Origin of the sequence: Aedoeadaptatus urinae (assembly GCF_900155585.1) — a bacterium.
In the GTDB taxonomy this organism is placed as follows: Bacteria; Bacillota; Clostridia; order Tissierellales; family Peptoniphilaceae; genus Aedoeadaptatus; species Aedoeadaptatus urinae.
The window spans coordinates 360,797-377,953 of the sequence record NZ_LT707418.1 but is presented as its reverse complement, the minus strand read 5'-3'; the positions used below and the strand labels follow the sequence as shown (position 1 = coordinate 377,953).

Here is a 17,157-nt window from a genome sequence, read left to right as displayed (position 1 = left end):
CCATGGAATTTATAATGAAGGAGAAAATATGAAACAAAAAGAGCAACGACCTCGTTACGGAATGCGAAAATTGCCTGTCGGTTTCGTCTCATGCCTTTTAGGCTTTACCTTAATTGCAGGATTTTTGCCGGGATCCTCCTATGCCGCCTCCGGCTCCGAAACGAATAGGGCAATGAATGCGAATCAAAAGCCGGCGCTTGTCGGGAACCAAAGTATAAGTCGCCTTGAACGCGAGCAAGCGAAAGAGAAAAATTCCAAAGAGGACAAGACCAATGTGGAATTTGCCGAAAGGGTTAGACAGGCCAAGGCCGAACTTCAAAGGTACATGAAAACAGTGGAAGAGAAGGTTCTTGACAGCGATTCCATTGAATTTCAGCCGGGCGTGAAAGATGAAGTCAAGGGCGCCGTTGAAAAAGCGAAGACTTTATTAGGCAAAGAAAAAATTACGGAAGAGGAATTGAAATTTATTGAAAGTGTCCCTTATAAAAAGGTTAATGGAAAGAAATCCGGCCTCTTCAGGGATTATACGAAAAAAGCCCTCGTCAATTATAAGGTGCTGGGGAAGCGAGATCAGCTCAACCCCCACAATAATAAAAAGTATGTGGCATTAAAGGACAATAAGATTGAAATTCAGTCGAATCTTGCAGGGGCCGGAAAGATCGGCGAGAATGAAAAAGCTTTCTTTAAGCTGAATTATGTGACACAGAAGGATTTTGAAGAAGGGAAACCCAAGGCAGTAAGCAGTCCCTCGACGAGGGTGGATACAAGCACGTCGGCGACGCCGAAATATAAGAAGCAGGAAGTGCCTCGGGATGATTACACGGTAAAACAAGTAGCCGGCGGCTATGAAATCGAAATCACGAAGCTACCCGAAAATGCCAAATATATTAAGCCCATTGTCTATGTAAAATTTGCAAATGACACGTATTTTGAAAACGGGGATATGGTTGCAGTGACGGCTGCGGAAAATCCGGAAACGCCGAGTACGCCTGTGGAGCCGAAAGTAAAGTATCAGGCATTTATTTTCGGCTACGGCGATAATAGCTTCCGCTCCGAAGGAAAGATCAGTCGCGCCGAAGCGGCGTCCATGATCGCTTCTTTGGCGGGTCTGGATACGAGCAACAAGGCCAAACCTGATTTTAAGGACACGGACAGCAGTTGGTACAACGAAGCGATTAACGCCATGGTGAAAAATGATTTGATGTTGGCGGATCAAAATGGAAACTTCCGTCCCAACGAACCCATTACGCGAGCCGAATTTGCCCGGGCCCTGGCAGGCATCGACAAAAAGACGGATCGCATCGCGCCTTTCGCCGATGTAAAGGGCCATCCCTTTGAAGCTGCCATTAATCAAGCCTTTGGCAACGGTCGAATTGTCGGCTACCCCGACGGTACCTTTAAACCCGACGGAGCCATTACGAGAGCTGAAGCTGTAACGATTCTAAATCGCTATGAAGGCCGGAACATGAGCAAACAGGATTTAATGAAGATAAAAGCGAAATTCAATTCCTTTAAGGACGTCAGTGAAAATCACTGGGCTTATGTCCAAATCCTATTGGCGGCAAATAATTATCAAGCCATGCTTGATGCTTTGGCCGCTATGAAGTAAAAAATCTCATAGAATCTTGTCTTTTGAAAAAGGACGCAGTCTCTTCGCTGCGTCCCTTTTTTTTAAGTCCCTTTGGAAACTCTATTTACCCATGAAAAAAGCACCTGCTTTTCGGCAGATGCTTTTTTCTATGCCATAATGGCTTTTTGAATGGCTTTCTTCGCGTCCAAATACTCTCTCGACAGCTGAAAGGCCTCACGATCGCCTTCCGGTATGGTGTAGCTGTAGGCGATGGATTTCTTTTTCGGCGACAGCACGTGAATCACGTCGCTCATGCGCAGGGCTTCGTCGATGTCGTGGGTAATGAGGACGGTGGTGAGCACGTATTTTTCCTTGATGGCCAGGTACCAATCCTGCATGGAGGCCTTTGTAATGGCGTCTAAGCGTGAGAAGGGCTCGTCCAGGAGTACCAGGTCCTTCGAGAAGAGAAAGGTCCTTAAAAAGGCCGCACGCTGCGCCATGCCACCGCTCAATGCGCCGGGGTAGCTGTGCTGTGTGCCTTCCAGGCCGAACTCCTTAAAATAGCCGTCGGCTGCGGCGCGGGCTTCCTCTTTGCTCTTGCCCGCCAGGCGCAGGGGCAAAGACACATTGTCGATGATCTTTAAGTGGCGAAGGAGCAAGTCTTTTTGCAGCATATAGGCCACGTGACCGGGCTCGCCGGTGACGTCTTCGCCTAAGAGATGCACCGTGCCTTCATTGGGCACATCCAGCCCCGCGAGAATATTAAAGAGGGTGGTCTTGCCGCTGCCGCTTTGGCCCAAAAGGGACACGACCTTGCCCCGTGGAATGGAAAGATTCACGTGATCCAGTACGGTTTTTTCGCCGAAGCGGCGGCAGATGCCCTCGCCGACTAAGACCGGATTATTGAGGGAGGTAGTCATTGCTGAAACCGAAATCTGCCGGGATTTCCCGATCGATCAATTTGTTTTTCCAGAGCCAGCCGTAGAATGCGTTCCAGCGTTCCTTGTCGATGACGCCGAATTGTTTCGCATCGGCAATGTATTGCGTGGAAAGGTAAGCTTGGCTTTCGCCCACCAATTTCTTATCCAGTTCAGGCGATGCCTTTAACAAGATCTCGGCGGCTTCTTCCGGATGTTCGGCGGCGTATTCGTAGCCTTTGGAGATGGCGGCCAAGACTTTTTTAGCCGTGTCAGGATCATTCTTCAAGAAGTCGTTGTTGGCGATTAAAATGGGGCTGTAGTAATCGAATTCGGGGTGGGAGTCGATAAAGGGAATGTAGTTGGTTTCCAGGCCTTCGACCTTCGTCTTAATGCCGTCCCAGCCGTAGTAGACCCACACGGCGTCCACATTGCTTTTTAATGCGGCGACGATGTCGGTGACATTGGAGGGGATGAGATTGACCTTGGAGTAGTCCCCGCCGTCGTCTTCCACCATGGTCTTAATCATGGCCTGTTCGATGGGCATGTTCCAGGTGGCGTAGGTGTGGCCGGTGAGCTTGCCCATGGAGTCGATGCCCTTGTCTTTCAAACTTAAAAGCCCCGAGGTATTGTGTTGTACCAAAGCGGCCACGGCGGTGACCGGAAGGGGATTTTCCTTGGTCCAGGATGCGGCGATGGTGTCTTGGAAGGAGATGCCCAATTCGCCGCCGCCATTGGCGACGAGGCCTTCCGCGCCGCCTTCCGGCGGTTGAAGGATTTCGAGATCGATGCCAGCTTCATCTAAAAAGCCTTTTTCCTTGGCCACGTAAATGCCCGTGTGATTCGTGTTCGGGGTCCAGTCCAGGACCAGGCGTACTTTTTGCTTGTATCCGTCCTCTTTCTTATCGGCGCCGTTGGAGCAGCCGACCAGCATAAAGAGGGCGAGAAGAACGGGTAAAAATCGTTTCATAACAGTCTCCTAAGAATGTAATTGTTTCCAGGGCATGGCCTTTCGTTGAAAGAGATTGACCAGGCCCATGAGGATTAAGCTTAAAAATGAAATCAAAAAGATGACGGCAAACATGCGGTCGTAGCTGTAGGCGTTTTTCACTCGGGTCATATAGACCCCGAGGCCTTGAAAGCCACCGAGCCATTCGGCGATAACCGCGCCTACCACGGAGTAGGAGGCGGAGATTTTCAAGGCGGAGAAAAAGCCGTCCAGGGCGTTGGGAAGCTTCACATAGGTGAAAATTTCCCGCTTCTCGGCGCCCATGGCCCGCAAAAGTTTCATTTCGTCGGGATCCGCCGAGGCGAAGCCTTCGTAAAGATTGACCGCCATGGGAAAGAAGGTGACGATGACGATGAGCACCACCTTCGGCGTCATGCCGTAGCCCATCCAAAGGACCAAGAGCGGCGCAATGGCCACGGTGGGCACGGTCTGCGTCAGGACCAAAAGGGGATAGAGGGCGTCCTTAAAAAAGGCCGAGCGATCCATTAAAAAGGCGCAGAGAAAGCCCGAGACGATGCCGAAGAAAAGCCCGAGAGCCGCTTCGGCCAAAGTGACCCTCGAGTGGCCCACCAAGAGAGGGAAGTCTTGTACAAAGGCCTTGATGACCTGCAACGGCGAGGGGAGCAGGTAGCCGGGCAACAGGCCCGAGGTGCTCAACAGCTGCCATAGGATCAATAGGGCGACGATTAAAATGCTTCCCCGAAAGAGCTTACTGATATTTGCCGATTTTTTCATCGATGGTTAAAATAGATTCCTTGCCGTGACTTAATTTGACGTAGCAGTACACGGAATTGGCGCCTTCTTCCATGACCTTGGCTTCACATTTGCGGAGCAGGTCGATGATTTCGTCCATGGAGTCCCCTTCCACCGTGGTTTCAAAGGGGGCGACCACGTAATTTAATCCGCTGTCCTTAATGACGGCGATGACTTCATCTACGATGCGAACGACCTCTTCCGTGCCGCCGTCTACCATAGGCAGCACTTGAATAGCCATACTTGCTTTCATTTTAAAACTCCTTTCAATAAAAAAAGCCGATGCACCGGCGTGCATCGGCCTATCCTTTTACAGCATTATCTGTACAAGTTCTATGGGTTGAGTGTTTCCTCTCTCAGCTGTGTGCACCCCTTTATGAATCATAGTATACCCTATTTCATAGGAATAAGAAAGCTTCTTATCAGAAGGAGGCGTTATAGATGGCTTCGATGGATTTTTCCGCTTCTTCCTCCAAGACGCCGACGATAATATTCATTTCGCTAGCCCCTTGAATGATCATGCGGATATTGACATTGGCGGCGGCCAAAGCGCTGAAAACATGGGCGCTGGTGCCGATGCGGTTTTTCATATTGCGACCGACGATGGTGATCAAGGCGATGTTGTGATCCATGGTAATGCGGTCGGCATTGGTAAAGGTTTGAAGCTCGGCAATGAGCTGATCCGTTTTATTCTTTAAATACTTGCTGGCGATGACCAGAGAAATGGAGTCGATGGAAGAGGGCATGTGCTCCAGATAAATATCGTTGGCCTCCAGAACGGAAAGCACCTTTCTGTGGAAGGCCAGATCCCGATTCATGCGAAACTTTTCGATATTGATGACGTCAAAGCCCTTGCGGCAGGCGATGCCCGTAATGTCTTCGCCTTCCGCATCCTCGGGGACGTCGGCCATAATATAGGAGCCGGCGTCGTCCTTGGCATTGGTGTTTCGAATGACCACGGGAATATTTTTTTCGATGACGGGGAACATGGCCTCGTCGTGCATAACCTTGGCACCGCTGTAGGAAAGCTCCCGCAGTTCCTGATAGGAAATATTTTTGATCTTTTTCGGATGGGGGATAACGGACGGATCCACGGCGAGAAGGCCGGAGACATCGGTCCAGTTTTCGTAGAGCTCGGCGTTCACGCCCCGGGCCACAATGGCGCCGGAAAGGTCGCTGCCGCCGCGGCTGAAGGTGACAATTTTGCCCGAAGGGGTGGAGCCGTAAAAGCCGGGGATGACGGCCCGCTCGTGCTCCTCTTGCATTTTTGCCAGGGCCTTGTAGCTGCTCTCCTCGTCCCAGGTGCCGTTTTCGTCGAAACAGATGACGTCCTTGGCATCGACGAAGTCATAGCCTAAATAGGCGGACAGAATTTTTCCGTTTAAGTATTCGCCTCGAGAGAGGACGTAGGATTTACTGACCTTGCCGGAAGCAATGTAGGAAAGAATCTCGTCCAGCTCAGTTTTTAAATCGAATTCGATGCCGATGCCGTTTAAGATTTCCCGGTAGCGGGATTCGATCATATTCATGACCTCCGCCGAGGAAAGCTTGTGCACGGCCATATTATAAAGAAGGATCAACAGATCCGTGACCTTTTGGTCGCCGTTTTTTGCTTTTCCCGGCGCCGAGGGAATAATGTATCGGCGATTATCGTCGCTTTCGATAATATCTTTAACTTTATGAAACTGTTCGCTGTTGGCGAGGGATGAGCCGCCGAATTTACAAACGATGGGCATAGTATCCTCCTTTAGGTAATCTTATCCTATTGTAAAAGTTTTTCCCGAAGGAAACAAGGGCTTTGCCGTGAAAAAGTGATAAGGGCGAAAAGAAAAAAAGAACCGCGCGAGGCGGTTCGATTTTACGAGAAGGTGGATGTAAGGAAGATGGCGATGATCCAGAAGAGCTTCGAGATCAGGTCGATGCTTACATAGATGATGCCGTACCAGGCAATGAAGTCGCGGCTGTTTTCCTTGGGCAAAATTTTGTGGGCCGAAGAATAAGCCAAAAACAGGATCCACAGATAGAGCAGAAGGCTCAAGAGGAAGTGGGGGGTCACCGAACCCAACGTCGTGCGGCCCATGGCCGAGGAGGAGGGCAGGATGAAGAAGATCAGGGTGTAGGGGATCAAATACAGAACCCAGTGAATGAGATTGTCCACGGTACGTGAACGCAAATTGTCTTCTTCACAGCTGTTCCTTCTCGCCACATTGTTCGCAAAGAAAAAGGCGAAGAGATCGATGGCGACTTTTAAAATGGAAAAGAGTATGGCCAGAATGCTGATGCCGCGGAAGGCAAATAAAACGGGAAGGGAGCTGATGACGAAGCCAATGCCTAAGAGGCCGTAGACGCCTTGCTTGCCCTTTGCCATGACGCGACTGCGAGCGCGAGACAATTTGGCATATGCCTTTAAGACATTGGGATTGTTCGAAAGCTCGCTGACGTGGAGCTGACGTTTTTCGACGCCCTCTGCGCCATTGCGCTTATTTTTTTCTCCGTTATTTATGCCGGCGAAAAGGGAGGCGAAGGGCTTTTTATTTTGACCCGCCTCTTTTTTTGCGGCACGCTTTTTCGCTTTTTCAGCCGCCTTGGCTTCTTTTTTCTTTCGCTTTTCTTCCGCGCGGTCGACGACGGGGGCCTCGTCTGATTTCTTTTCAGGCGCGACTGCTTCGTCGAAGGAAGGCGCTTGTTTTTCAACAGGAGCCGTTTTCGACCGGCTCAAGTCATCGGCGTCGGCAGGAATAATTTTTTCTTCGGAGCCTGTGAGATCGATTCGCTGAATGGCGTCGTCTGAAATGACTTTTTCTTCTGCATCGGCGGGAATGATTTTTTCCTCAGATCCGGTGAGATCGATTCGTTGAACGGCGTCGGCAGGAATGATTTTTTCTTCCGGTTCTCCATGCGTAGCCGAATTCACGGGCGACGCTTCGAAGGTATCGTCGTCCTTTGCGTTAGGAGATTCCTTCTTTTCTTTATCCTTTGAGAAGAAGGAAGAGAGAATACCCTTGGAGGTAATTTTTTTCTCTTCTTCTTTTTCCTGTGCGTCTAAAATGTCGTTGACCTTTTTATTTAAAGAGGACAAATCGCCGGTTTGAGCGAAGGGCTCCTGATCCATGTCTCCCATGTCTTGGGAGACGCGAAGGCGATCCGCATCGGTATCGTCTACAACCTTTTGATTTTGCTCCAGGCGATCGGCCATTTCTCCGAAGACCGAGTAAGGATTGTCTTCCTCGTCGATGAAGCTGTTCCAAATGGCGGAAAAGCTCTTCTTTTTCTTTTTCGGTTCGTCGACCTTGGCAGGTGCCTCCGCTTTCGACGCCGCTTTTTCTACCGGTGCCGTTTCCTTTGCCGGGGAGGGAGCTATGTTTTTTTCGATCGGATCATGGGCTTTATTCGCGGGCTTTTCCTTCGCCTTTTGTTTTTTCGGCTTGGGACGAGCGCCGGAAAGGGTTTCGTGTTTTTCGATACTCATACCCACGTGGGTATCGACTTTATTTAAGTAATTTTTTAAGGCTTCGCCGTCATCCGGGTCGGAGGAATAGGCGACTTTCGTGTCGCCGCCGGAAGCGGGATGACCGGAACCGGTTGCAGGTGCGGAGTTTTTGAAATTTTCTTCAAAAAGCTTGCGCGCTTCTTCTTGATTGGCGCCGCAAACGTGACAAAACTTTGCGCCCTTAACCAGCTCTTCGCCACATTGAAAACAATACAATAGATCGTCCTCCTTCTTCATCTCTTACACCAGATTATAACACAGAATCACAAGATTACAGAATGAAGTCACAAAAATGAATGCATAAAAAAAACTCCGGAAGAACCGGAGCTTTTTTTAAATCGAAGCGTCGATTACTTAGCTTCGTTGTCAGCCTTTTGAGCGTTGTCAGCAGCTTCTTTAGCGTTGTCAGCAGCTTTTTCAGCGTTAGCAGCGTTTTCGGTTTTGTTAGCAGCTTTGTTTTGAGCAGCGTTAGCTTCAGCAGCAGCGTTGTTAGCAGCTTTGTTAGCGTTGTTTGCAGCGTTTTCAGCTTTTTCAGCTTTGGGTTGGCAAGCAACGAGACCGAACATAAGGGTACCTACTGCCATAGCGCTAGCGATTTTCTTCAAGTTTTTCATTTCGAAATACCTCCTAAAAGATTCATATCATTGATGTACCCTAAGTATAGCGGCCCTTTGTGATAAAAACGTGAAGGAACGGTCAAAGTTTTCAGTGTAAATTTAAGAAAAGGATAAGGGCAAGGATTTCTCGCGGCGCCTTTTTCATGTATACTAAAGGTCGGAGGAGATTATGCAAGCACTGTATAGAAGGTATCGGCCCAAGACATTCGACGAGGTGGTGGGCCAAGAAATGACCATTACCGCACTTAAAAATCAAATAAAGGAAGGGCGCGTGCATCACGCCTATATTTTTTCCGGCACCCGAGGCACGGGAAAGACGTCGGTGGCGAAAATTTTTGCCCGCGCCGTGAATTGCCTTTCGCCCGAGGGCGCCAATCCCTGCAACGAATGCAAGGTCTGCCGGGGCATTTTAGACGAGAGCTTGTTTGACGTTATGGAAATCGATGCGGCAAGTAACAATTCCGTAGACGACATACGGGAGATTCGCGAACACGTGGCCTATGCACCGGCTGTGGCGAAGAAAAAAGTTTACATCATCGACGAGGTCCATATGCTCAGCAAGGGAGCCTTTAACGCCCTGCTGAAAATTTTGGAAGAGCCGCCGGCCCACGCCCTGTTTATTTTGGCGACCACGGAGCCGGAAAAAATCCCCGCCACGATTTTGTCCCGGGCTCAACGCTTCACCTTTTTCCGATTAAAGGAAGAGGAGATCGAAAGGGAGCTTGCGCGAATTTTAGATCTGGAAAAGAGAAGCTACACCGAGGAAGGCCTGGCGGTCATCGCCGCCCACAGCGACGGCAGTATGCGGGACAGCTTATCCATTTTGGATCAGATTCTTTCCATGGGAAACGACAGGGTGGACGGGGAGACGGTATACGACGCCCTGGGCCTCACGGAGGAAGAGGGCATCTTTCGCATCGTCGACGGGCTCTTTACGGCAGACGGCGCCCTGATCGTGGACGCATTGGACCGCGCCTACGACCGAGGAAAGAATTTTGCCCTGCTTCTCGATGCCATCATCGACTATTTCAGAGATCTCTTATTTTACGAGTACACGAAAACCCCGCCCAAGGGCTTCAGCGAAAGGGACAGGGCGGCCTTTAAGGCCCACGCCGAGAATTTGGACAAAGACTTCGGCTTCCGATGCCTGGAACTCTTTCAAAAGGGCAGGGAGCAGTTTCGCTACGCCAAGGATCCTCGGGCCGTGGTGGAAATTCTTCTATTAAAAGCCCTTCACTTAGGGGCCGTGGGAGAGTTTCCCGACGAGCGGCATGAGCCCGTCCGCCCTGCTGCGCCGATAAAAAAAGCGACGCCGAAAAAAGAACAGCCGCCGAAGAGAGAAGAGCCAACCATTACAAAGACAGGTGACGACGGGGAGCCCGAGGTCCCCGCACCTTTGAGCGGGACCGACGACCGTGATATAATACAAGGCGAGAAATCGCCCCTTGACGGGGACAAGTGGCAAGCCGTGCAGTCGGCGGTTCAGGCGAAAAGTGTGGCCTGTGCGGCCCTGTTAAAGGACGCGGAGGAAACGAAGTGGGAAGGGAATCTCTTGACCATTCTCTTTCAACCGAAATTTTCTTTCCATCTGCAAATGTTAAAAAACGACGCCAATGAAGCGGCACTGGCGGAGGGCGTGCACGAGGTCTTGGGCCCCGATGTAGCCGTTCGCGTGGAAGCCATCGGCGACGAAGACGATACGGTGCTTCAATCCTTGGAGCGCGTGTTTAAAGATGTGACCATTGAAAAGGAATAAGGAGGAAGTATGGCAAAGGGATTTCCCAATATGGGCGGAAAAAATATGAACAATATGATGAAGCAGGTTCAAAAGCTGCAAAAGGATATGGAGAAAATGCAGGCGGATCTGGATAAGGAAGAGTTTGAAGCCACAGCCGGCGGCGGCGTCGTTTCCGCCGTGGTCAACGGCAAGCAAGAGCTGCTGCGCCTGTCCATCGATCCCGACGTCGTGGATCCCGAGGACGTGGAAACCTTGGAAGACTTAATCCTCGCCGCCATACGCGAAGCCATGGCGAGCGCCAGAGCTAAGACGGAAGGGGAAATGTCCCGCTTAACCGGCGGACTGAATATGCCGGGCATGTTTTAATCATGGATAAGCCACTGGAAGAGTTGATTTATCGCCTGAGCCGCCTGCCCGGCATCGGTACGAAGACGGCGCGGCGCCTCAGCTACTTTTTGCTTGACGCCCCGCCGGAGGAGGCGGAGCATTTGGCGCTGGCCATTCAGGAAGCCCGCGAAAAAATCAGAGAATGCAGCATCTGCCACGACTATACGGACTCCGATCCCTGCACCATTTGCAAAAGCGAACGGCGGGACCGATCGGTGATTTGCGTGGTGGAGCGGCCCCAAGACGTGCAGGTCATGGAAGCCACGGGCAAGTACAACGGCCTGTACCACGTGCTCCACGGCGTCATCGTGCCGGAGCGTGGCATCGTGCCGCAAAAGCTTCGCATCAGAGAGCTTTTGGAGAGATTAAAGCACGAGCCGGTGAAGGAGCTGATCCTCGCCACCAATCCCACGAAGGACGGCGACATGACCGCCCGCTACATTACCCGCATGCTCGACGACGTGGACATTCACATTACCCGCATCGCCCACGGCATACCCGTCGGAGGCGATTTGGAGTATTACGACGAGCTCACCGTGGCCACGGCTCTGGCCCATCGCACGGATTACAGGGAAAAGTAAAAAGAAATTTCAGATTCTCTCATGAACAAGTCTCTGCGGAGGCTTGTTTTTGTTTGCAAGGAGATGCCTTAAACAAATCCTTGCAATGGAAAATGCAGATTCGTGGTATAGTGAAGTCAAATAAGCGGAAGAATTTTTAACGACTTACGGAGAAAAACCATGAAAGAAAAAATCCTCATCGTGGATGATGAGAAAGAAATTTGCGATCTGCTTGCGATCTATCTTCATAACGACGGATACGTCGTGGAAACGGCCTATGACGGCGAGGAAGCCCTGGAAAAAATTAAAGCGGATCCGCCGGACGCCATGATTTTAGATATTATGTTGGAGGACTTGGACGGTTTCAGCCTGTGCAAAAAAATTCGCGAAGACTATTTTTTCCCCATCCTCATGCTCACGTCGAAAATCGGTTTGGGAGACAAGATTTTGGGCCTGACCATAGGGGCCGACGATTACATGACCAAGCCCTTTAATCCTTTGGAGGTCGTGGCCAGAATCAAGACTCAGCTTCGCCGAAGTGGCCAATACAATCAGGGAAGCGGCGGGGCGGAGGAGGAGATTTCCGTTCGCGGTTTGGTCATCAATAAAAGGGAACACAAATGCATGTTAAACGAAAAGCCTCTTTCCCTGACGCCCATCGAATTCGAAATCGTGTGGTACTTATGCGAGCGCCTGGGGGATGTCGTGTCATCGGAGGCGCTTTTCGAAGCCATTTGGCGGGAAAAATACATGGACAATAACAATACGGTGATGGCGCACATCGGGCGGATTCGAGAAAAGATGCACGATTCCGGACGCCACGCCAAGTACATTAAAACGGTTTGGGGCGTGGGCTATGTCATCGAAAAATAACAACGATTACTTACTCCGCGGGTTTTTTAAGCGCTACGTGATCCGAGTCGTTGCCATAACCGCCACGGTGTTTTTCGCCACGCTTTTTACAAGCTTTTGCCTGCGCCGATGGTTAAACGGTCACGATCCCTTCAACTATTTGTATTACCGGGACCTTTACCTGCTCTACCCGGCCCTCGGCACTTGGGTTCTTCTCATTATGCTCACCACCTACCGCCTGTTTAAGCAATTGGTTCACTATGTGGATGAGCTGCAGGAAGCCACAAGCTTTCTCTTCGATAAAGAAGCGGACTCCATTGTCTTATCGCCGGAACTCGCCGCCATTGCCGAGAAAATCAATGCACTTAAGGCGGAATCCATTCGAAACGAGGCCTTGGCGGCACAGAGCCAAAAGCAAAAAAATGATTTGATCGTGAATTTGGCTCACGATTTGAAGACGCCATTGGCATCCATTGTGGGCTACTTAAATTTATTAAGCGGCGATGTGAAATTGTCCGGCGAGGAGCGAGAGAAATATCTGGCCGTCGTCTTAAGAAAAAGCGAGGAGCTTTCCGATTTAATCGACGAGTTTTTCGAGATGACGAAATTTAATTTGTCTGACTTGAAATTGGACGTGGCAGAATGCAATTTGAGCCTTCTCTTGGAGCAGATTATTTTTGAATTTAAACCGCTCTTTGACGAAAAGCGCATGGATTGCAAGCTTGATGTGCCGCAAAATGTGATTCTTTCCTGTGACGCCGACAAGATGTCTCGGGTGTTCGGCAATCTTTTGAAAAATGCCTATTTGTATGGCGACAGGGGCAGCGCCGTTCATGTGACCGTCACAGAAGGGGAATCGGATGTAACCGTTGACTTTGCCAACGCCTGTAAGACCATTCCCAAGGAAGCCTTGGAAAATATTTTCGAGCCCTTTTACCGCCTGGATCCCTCGCGGCATTCCGCCGGCGGATCCGGTTTGGGTCTTGCCATCGCACGAGAAATCCTCCGCGCCCACGGAGCGGAAATCACGGCGGAAAGCGCCGACGATGAAGTGTGTTTTCGGATAAGGTTCAAAAAGTAGGAAAAAAGTAAGAATATCGTAGAGGGGAATTAAAAACTCGCAACAGGGGCCGTGCTATCCTTTGAGATGTAGAGATGCTTTTACATTGAAAAGGAGATTGATATGAGAAAAATATTTAGGCGAATCCTGTGCGTGTCCTTTGTCCTCGCCACGGCTCTCGGCCTTTGTGCCTGTCATGAGAGCATTATGGAAGGCTTTGATTCCTATGACGCTGCAAATAAAGAATTTAAAGAAACGGCAGCTTCCTTAAACTGGCCCGACAATTATACCGTGCCTACGGAATTGGACGGGGAAAAAGAAGCCTCCTTCGAAGCGGGCTATGGCGACACGCGGGCGTCCCAATATTGGGAAGAAGCTTGGGAAAAGGAGTGGCTGAAAAATTATCAGACGGATAAAGAGCGGGCCGATAAAGCTATTGAAGAATTGGAAAAGGCACCGACCATGAACTACATGAGCCCCGCCAAGTGTGACGACGCGACACGAGACTATTTTAAAAAGATGCTGGACAAGGCAAAGGCCGGCGATCCGTCGGCGGTGGAAGAAAATTTAAAACTCAACGGACCGACGTCTTAAAGCCATGGGGGAGAAATCCCCTTGGCTTTTTTATTTTGGGAGAAAAAATGTAAAAGCGGCACGGCGATTAACGGCTGCAAAAAAAGAGCCCGGTTTTCGCCGGACTCAAGCTTTATATTCGATTACAGATTTTTCGTAAAGGGTTCGGAAATATCCACATGACCCATAAGGCTTTCGGCCTTTTCGCCGTTCACCGTAAATTCTACGGCCTTAATGCCTTTCACGGAGAGCAGACTGTTGACGATGGAGCGTGCCAGCACGTCTTCGTCCAGGGAACCGCCGGTGAGGTCGCCGGAAAGATCGACGACGGCGGTGGTGCCGTCTAATTTGGATTTAGAGTAATCGAATTTATCCAAGCCGACGGATTCGGCGCCTTCGGTCTTGGGGGCTTGGCTCAATTGATCCAGTACCTTGGTGACCACATTGTCCTTCGATGCGGTGACGGTCACCTGTTCCGTGACCTTCTTGTTGTCCTCGTCGCCATCGACGATGTAGGCGGTGGAGGGATAGGTCAAGGTGACGTCGTAGCTTTTTTCTTCCCCGTCCTTTGCGTCTTTTTCCCCTTTTTTATTTTCGGCGTCGTTCTTGTCTTCGCTATTTTCATTTGCCTTGTTTTCGGCGGCTTCTTTGTTTAAATCCTCCGATGTCTTTTGGTTTTCAACCACTTCCACCTGGTTATTCGCCTCTTCAGCCTTTGCCGTGTCCTTGGCGCAGCCCGTAGCCACCAGAAGCAGACCGAGGCAGATGCCGGTCAGTGCGGATAATTTTATTTTTTTCATAGGTCCTCCTTTATATATTGCATTTTGATTGATTCTATTTTACCATAAGCCCTACTCAAAAGTTAAAAAAGAAGGGACGTGGAGGAAATTTTCCGCGAGTCTTTACTATCGGGACGCAAAGGCAAAGATGGGGATAAGTTTTTCGTCTTGCCGCTTCAAGGCCCGTGGCCTGTGGTAGTATCAAAGTGAATCTAAATGCATAAGTCATTAAATTATGGATATACATTAAAAATAGAATGAATGGAGGAGTCGATGAAAAAAGATATAAATAAACCGATGTTTATATATTACGCCATTGGAATCGTCCTGGTCTTTTTGATTTCGTTTATGCTTATGCCGAAAATTTTAAAGGATCCGGTAAAGATCAAGAGCGTGAGCTACAACGAGTTTTTGGCCGATGTGGATCAAAAGAAAGTGAAAGAGGCACATATTGCCGACAAGCAAATTGCCTTTACCGTCAAGGGGGAAAAGGATGTGCGTTACGAAACGGCGCGCTTCCCCGACGAAAGCTTGGTCAATCGCCTCTACGACAATGGCGTGGAGTTTGACCGCAAGTATCCCAGCGAAATGAATCCCATTTTGCAAAGCCTCTTGAGCTTTGCCCTGATGGTGGTTGTGATGGTGGCCGTGGGACAAATTTTCCTGCGCTCCATGACGAAATCCATGGGCAAGGGAGGCGTGGGTCCCATGAGCTTCGGCAAGAGCAACGCAAAAATTTACGACCAAAGCGTGGAGGGGATCACCTTCGCCAATGTGGCGGGGCAGGACGAGGCAAAGGACGATTTAAGAGAAATCGTAGACTTTTTGCATAACCCGAGCAAGTATTCCGAAATCGGCGCCAAGCTTCCGAAGGGCGCCCTTCTCGTAGGCCCTCCGGGGACAGGGAAGACCCTGCTCGCCAAGGCCGTGGCGGGAGAAGCCAAGGTGCCCTTCTTCTCCATTTCCGGCTCGGAATTTGTGGAAATGTTCGTGGGCCTCGGCGCCGCCAAGGTGCGGGACCTCTTTGAACAGGCTAAGGAAAAGGCGCCCTGTATCGTCTTTATCGACGAAATCGACACCATCGGCAAGAAGCGCGACGGCGCCGGTTTTTCCGGCAACGACGAGCGGGAACAAACCTTGAATCAACTCTTGGCCGAAATGGACGGCTTCGAAGGCAATGGCGGCGTGGTTATCCTCGCGGCCACCAACCGTCCCGAGTCTTTGGACCCGGCGCTCTTGCGTCCCGGTCGCTTCGACCGCCGCATTCCCGTGGAGCTGCCGGACCTCGTCGGTCGCGAGGCCATATTAAGGGTCCACGCGAAGGATGTGAAGACGGAAGCCGACATCGATTACAATGCCGTGGCCCGCGCCACCGCCGGTGCCAGCGGGGCGGATCTCGCCAATATGATTAACGAAGCGGCTCTTCGCGCCGTGCGCTGCGGTCGCCACCTAATGAGCGAAGAAGATTTAATGGAAAGCGTGGAAGTGGTCATCGCCGGGCATCAACGGAAGAACACCGTGATCAGCCAAAGGGAAAAAGAAATCATCGCCTACCACGAGGTAGGCCACGCCCTGGTGGCCGCCATGCAAAAGGAATCGGCGCCGGTGCACAAGATTACCATTATTCCCAGAACCAGCGGCGCCTTGGGCTACACCATGCAGGTGGATGAAGAAGAAAAGTTCCTCATCAGCAAGGAAGAGGCCTTTAATAAAATCGTCACCTTCACCGGCGGACGGGCGGCGGAAGAGTTAATCTTCAACACCCGCACCACCGGCGCCTCCAACGACATCGAGCAGGCGACGAAAATCGCCCGTTCCATGATCACCCGCTACGGCATGACCGACGAGTTCGGCTTCGTGGCCATGGAAACTTTAACCAATAAGTATTTAGGCGGCGACACCACCTTGGCGGTTTCCGATCGACGGGCCTTTGACATCGATATGGCGGTCAGCGCCATTATTACCAAGGCTCAAGAAAAGAGTCACGAGCTCCTGACGGAAAACATCGACAGCCTTCACGCCATTGCCCACTATCTCTTGAAGAAGGAGACCATAACCGGCGCGGAATTTATGGAAATATTGGAAAAAAATCGCGGCGACGGCTCGACGGATGAGGCTGATGACGAAGAGGAAGCAGAAACGGACGACCGATAAATGAGTATCGGACATAGAAAGCTCGGGTGATGCGATGACTTTTGCAGAAAGAATAAAAATTCTGCGCACGGAAAAAGGCTGGATTCAACAAGAGCTGGCCGACGCTTTGGGCGTCAGCGTGCGCACGGTAAAAAATTATGAATCCGGCGACAGCTATCCCAAGAATCGATTGATTTACAAAAAAATGGCCCAAATTTTCGACGTGGACATTAACGATCTCCTTCGGGAGGATGAAGAGTTCGCCGCGCCGCAAAAGGACGAGGACGCATACGAGGATTACAAAATCCTGCGCCAATCTTTAAGCGGTGTGAAAAAAGCCCTGGCTTCGGAGAAGATAGGGCAGCGGGACAAGGATATTCTCATGAAAAAAATTTGGGACCTTTACTGGAAAAGCAAAGATAAGAGCGACGTGTAGGCGTCGCTTTTTCTTTGCAAAAATAAAAAAAAGCATAAAAAAACGGAGCCGAAGCTCCGCGTATCTGGTGCATCTTCAGGGACTCGAACCCTGGGCCCACTGATTAAGAGTCAGTTGCTCTACCAACTGAGCTAAAGATGCAAACGTCGATAACAGAAATAATTATATAGCGGCAGAGATCATTTGTCCAGACATTTTTTAAAGAATTTTACAAAAAAGGCGTCAACGTAAAGAATAAGCCATTTTTATTTGATTATGGTAAAATGTTACCATCAAACAAAGG

17 protein-coding genes and 1 tRNA gene are annotated in these 17,157 nt (G+C 50.3%); 9 read left to right on the top strand and 9 right to left on the bottom strand.

Annotated features, from left to right (window positions below; genetic code table 11):
* Positions 1–28 precede the first annotated feature (28 nt).
* Positions 29–1,609: an S-layer homology domain-containing protein gene (locus tag BQ7397_RS09015; protein WP_234970592.1), complete on the top strand. Its 1,581-nt coding sequence runs from the start codon at positions 29–31 to the stop codon at positions 1,607–1,609.
* A 128-nt stretch (positions 1,610–1,737) separates the two neighbouring features.
* Here the strand turns inward: BQ7397_RS09015 and BQ7397_RS07045 are convergent, their stop codons facing one another.
* The 7 genes from BQ7397_RS07045 to BQ7397_RS07015 form a co-directional block, all read right to left on the bottom strand.
* Complete coding sequence (locus BQ7397_RS07045) at positions 1,738–2,490, bottom strand: ABC transporter ATP-binding protein (protein WP_077075402.1); 753 nt, start codon at positions 2,488–2,490, stop codon at positions 1,738–1,740.
* On the bottom strand, positions 2,471–3,457 hold the full coding sequence (locus BQ7397_RS07040; RefSeq protein ID WP_077075401.1) for an ABC transporter substrate-binding protein: 987 nt from the start codon (positions 3,455–3,457) through the stop codon (positions 2,471–2,473). Before BQ7397_RS07040 ends, BQ7397_RS07045 begins: the two co-directional genes overlap by 20 nt.
* A gap of 9 nt (positions 3,458–3,466) precedes the next feature.
* A complete protein-coding gene (locus BQ7397_RS07035; RefSeq protein ID WP_077075400.1) occupies positions 3,467–4,231 on the bottom strand; it encodes an ABC transporter permease in 765 nt (254 codons plus the stop codon).
* Complete coding sequence (locus BQ7397_RS07030; protein ID WP_077075722.1) at positions 4,206–4,502, bottom strand: thiamine-binding protein; 297 nt, start codon at positions 4,500–4,502, stop codon at positions 4,206–4,208. The genes BQ7397_RS07035 and BQ7397_RS07030 overlap by 26 nt, the downstream gene beginning before the upstream one ends.
* 169 nt (positions 4,503–4,671) lie before the next feature.
* Positions 4,672–5,985 carry an aspartate kinase gene (locus tag BQ7397_RS07025; RefSeq protein WP_077075399.1) on the bottom strand — a complete coding sequence of 438 codons (1,314 nt, stop codon included), beginning with the start codon at positions 5,983–5,985 and terminating at the stop codon, positions 4,672–4,674.
* Between the two features lie 122 nt (positions 5,986–6,107).
* Positions 6,108–7,955 (bottom strand): zinc ribbon domain-containing protein, encoded by a 1,848-nt coding sequence (locus BQ7397_RS07020; protein ID WP_077075398.1) that lies wholly within the window; start codon positions 7,953–7,955, stop codon positions 6,108–6,110.
* A gap of 134 nt (positions 7,956–8,089) precedes the next feature.
* Positions 8,090–8,353, bottom strand: a complete 264-nt coding sequence (locus BQ7397_RS07015; protein ID WP_077075397.1) for a hypothetical protein — start codon at positions 8,351–8,353, stop codon at positions 8,090–8,092.
* 172 nt (positions 8,354–8,525) lie between these two features.
* Between BQ7397_RS07015 and dnaX the strand changes: the two genes are divergently transcribed.
* The 6 genes from dnaX (at position 8,526) to BQ7397_RS06985 (ending at position 13,547) form a co-directional block, all read left to right on the top strand.
* Entirely contained in the window at positions 8,526–10,112 is a 1,587-nt protein-coding gene (gene dnaX / locus BQ7397_RS07010) for a DNA polymerase III subunit gamma/tau (RefSeq protein WP_077075396.1), read from the top strand.
* Between the two features lie 9 nt (positions 10,113–10,121).
* Positions 10,122–10,460 (top strand): YbaB/EbfC family nucleoid-associated protein, encoded by a 339-nt coding sequence (locus BQ7397_RS07005; RefSeq protein ID WP_077075395.1) that lies wholly within the window; start codon positions 10,122–10,124, stop codon positions 10,458–10,460.
* Between the two features lie 2 nt (positions 10,461–10,462).
* Positions 10,463–11,062 carry a recombination mediator RecR gene (recR, locus tag BQ7397_RS07000; RefSeq protein ID WP_077075394.1) on the top strand — a complete coding sequence of 200 codons (600 nt, stop codon included), beginning with the start codon at positions 10,463–10,465 and terminating at the stop codon, positions 11,060–11,062.
* A 159-nt stretch (positions 11,063–11,221) separates the two neighbouring features.
* On the top strand, positions 11,222–11,914 hold the full coding sequence (locus BQ7397_RS06995) for a response regulator transcription factor (protein ID WP_077075393.1): 693 nt from the start codon (positions 11,222–11,224) through the stop codon (positions 11,912–11,914).
* Positions 11,898–12,974 carry a sensor histidine kinase gene (locus BQ7397_RS06990; protein ID WP_077075392.1) on the top strand — a complete coding sequence of 359 codons (1,077 nt, stop codon included), beginning with the start codon at positions 11,898–11,900 and terminating at the stop codon, positions 12,972–12,974. The genes BQ7397_RS06995 and BQ7397_RS06990 overlap by 17 nt, the downstream gene beginning before the upstream one ends.
* A 102-nt stretch (positions 12,975–13,076) precedes the next feature.
* Positions 13,077–13,547, top strand: a complete 471-nt coding sequence (locus tag BQ7397_RS06985) for a hypothetical protein (protein WP_077075391.1) — start codon at positions 13,077–13,079, stop codon at positions 13,545–13,547.
* Between the two features lie 122 nt (positions 13,548–13,669).
* Here the strand turns inward: BQ7397_RS06985 and BQ7397_RS06980 are convergent, their stop codons facing one another.
* A complete protein-coding gene (locus BQ7397_RS06980) occupies positions 13,670–14,326 on the bottom strand; it encodes a GerMN domain-containing protein (protein WP_077075390.1) in 657 nt (218 codons plus the stop codon).
* A 240-nt stretch (positions 14,327–14,566) separates the two neighbouring features.
* On the opposite strand from BQ7397_RS06980, the gene ftsH reads away from it, so the two are divergent.
* Entirely contained in the window at positions 14,567–16,459 is a 1,893-nt protein-coding gene (gene ftsH, locus BQ7397_RS06975; RefSeq protein ID WP_077075389.1) for an ATP-dependent zinc metalloprotease FtsH, read from the top strand.
* Positions 16,460–16,493: 34 nt separating this feature from the next.
* Positions 16,494–16,874: a helix-turn-helix domain-containing protein gene (locus BQ7397_RS06970; protein WP_077075388.1), complete on the top strand. Its 381-nt coding sequence runs from the start codon at positions 16,494–16,496 to the stop codon at positions 16,872–16,874.
* Positions 16,875–16,939: 65 nt separating this feature from the next.
* On the opposite strand, the gene BQ7397_RS06965 is transcribed toward BQ7397_RS06970, so the two are convergent.
* Positions 16,940–17,015, bottom strand: a tRNA-Lys gene (locus BQ7397_RS06965).
* Between the last annotated feature and the right edge of the window lie 142 nt (positions 17,016–17,157).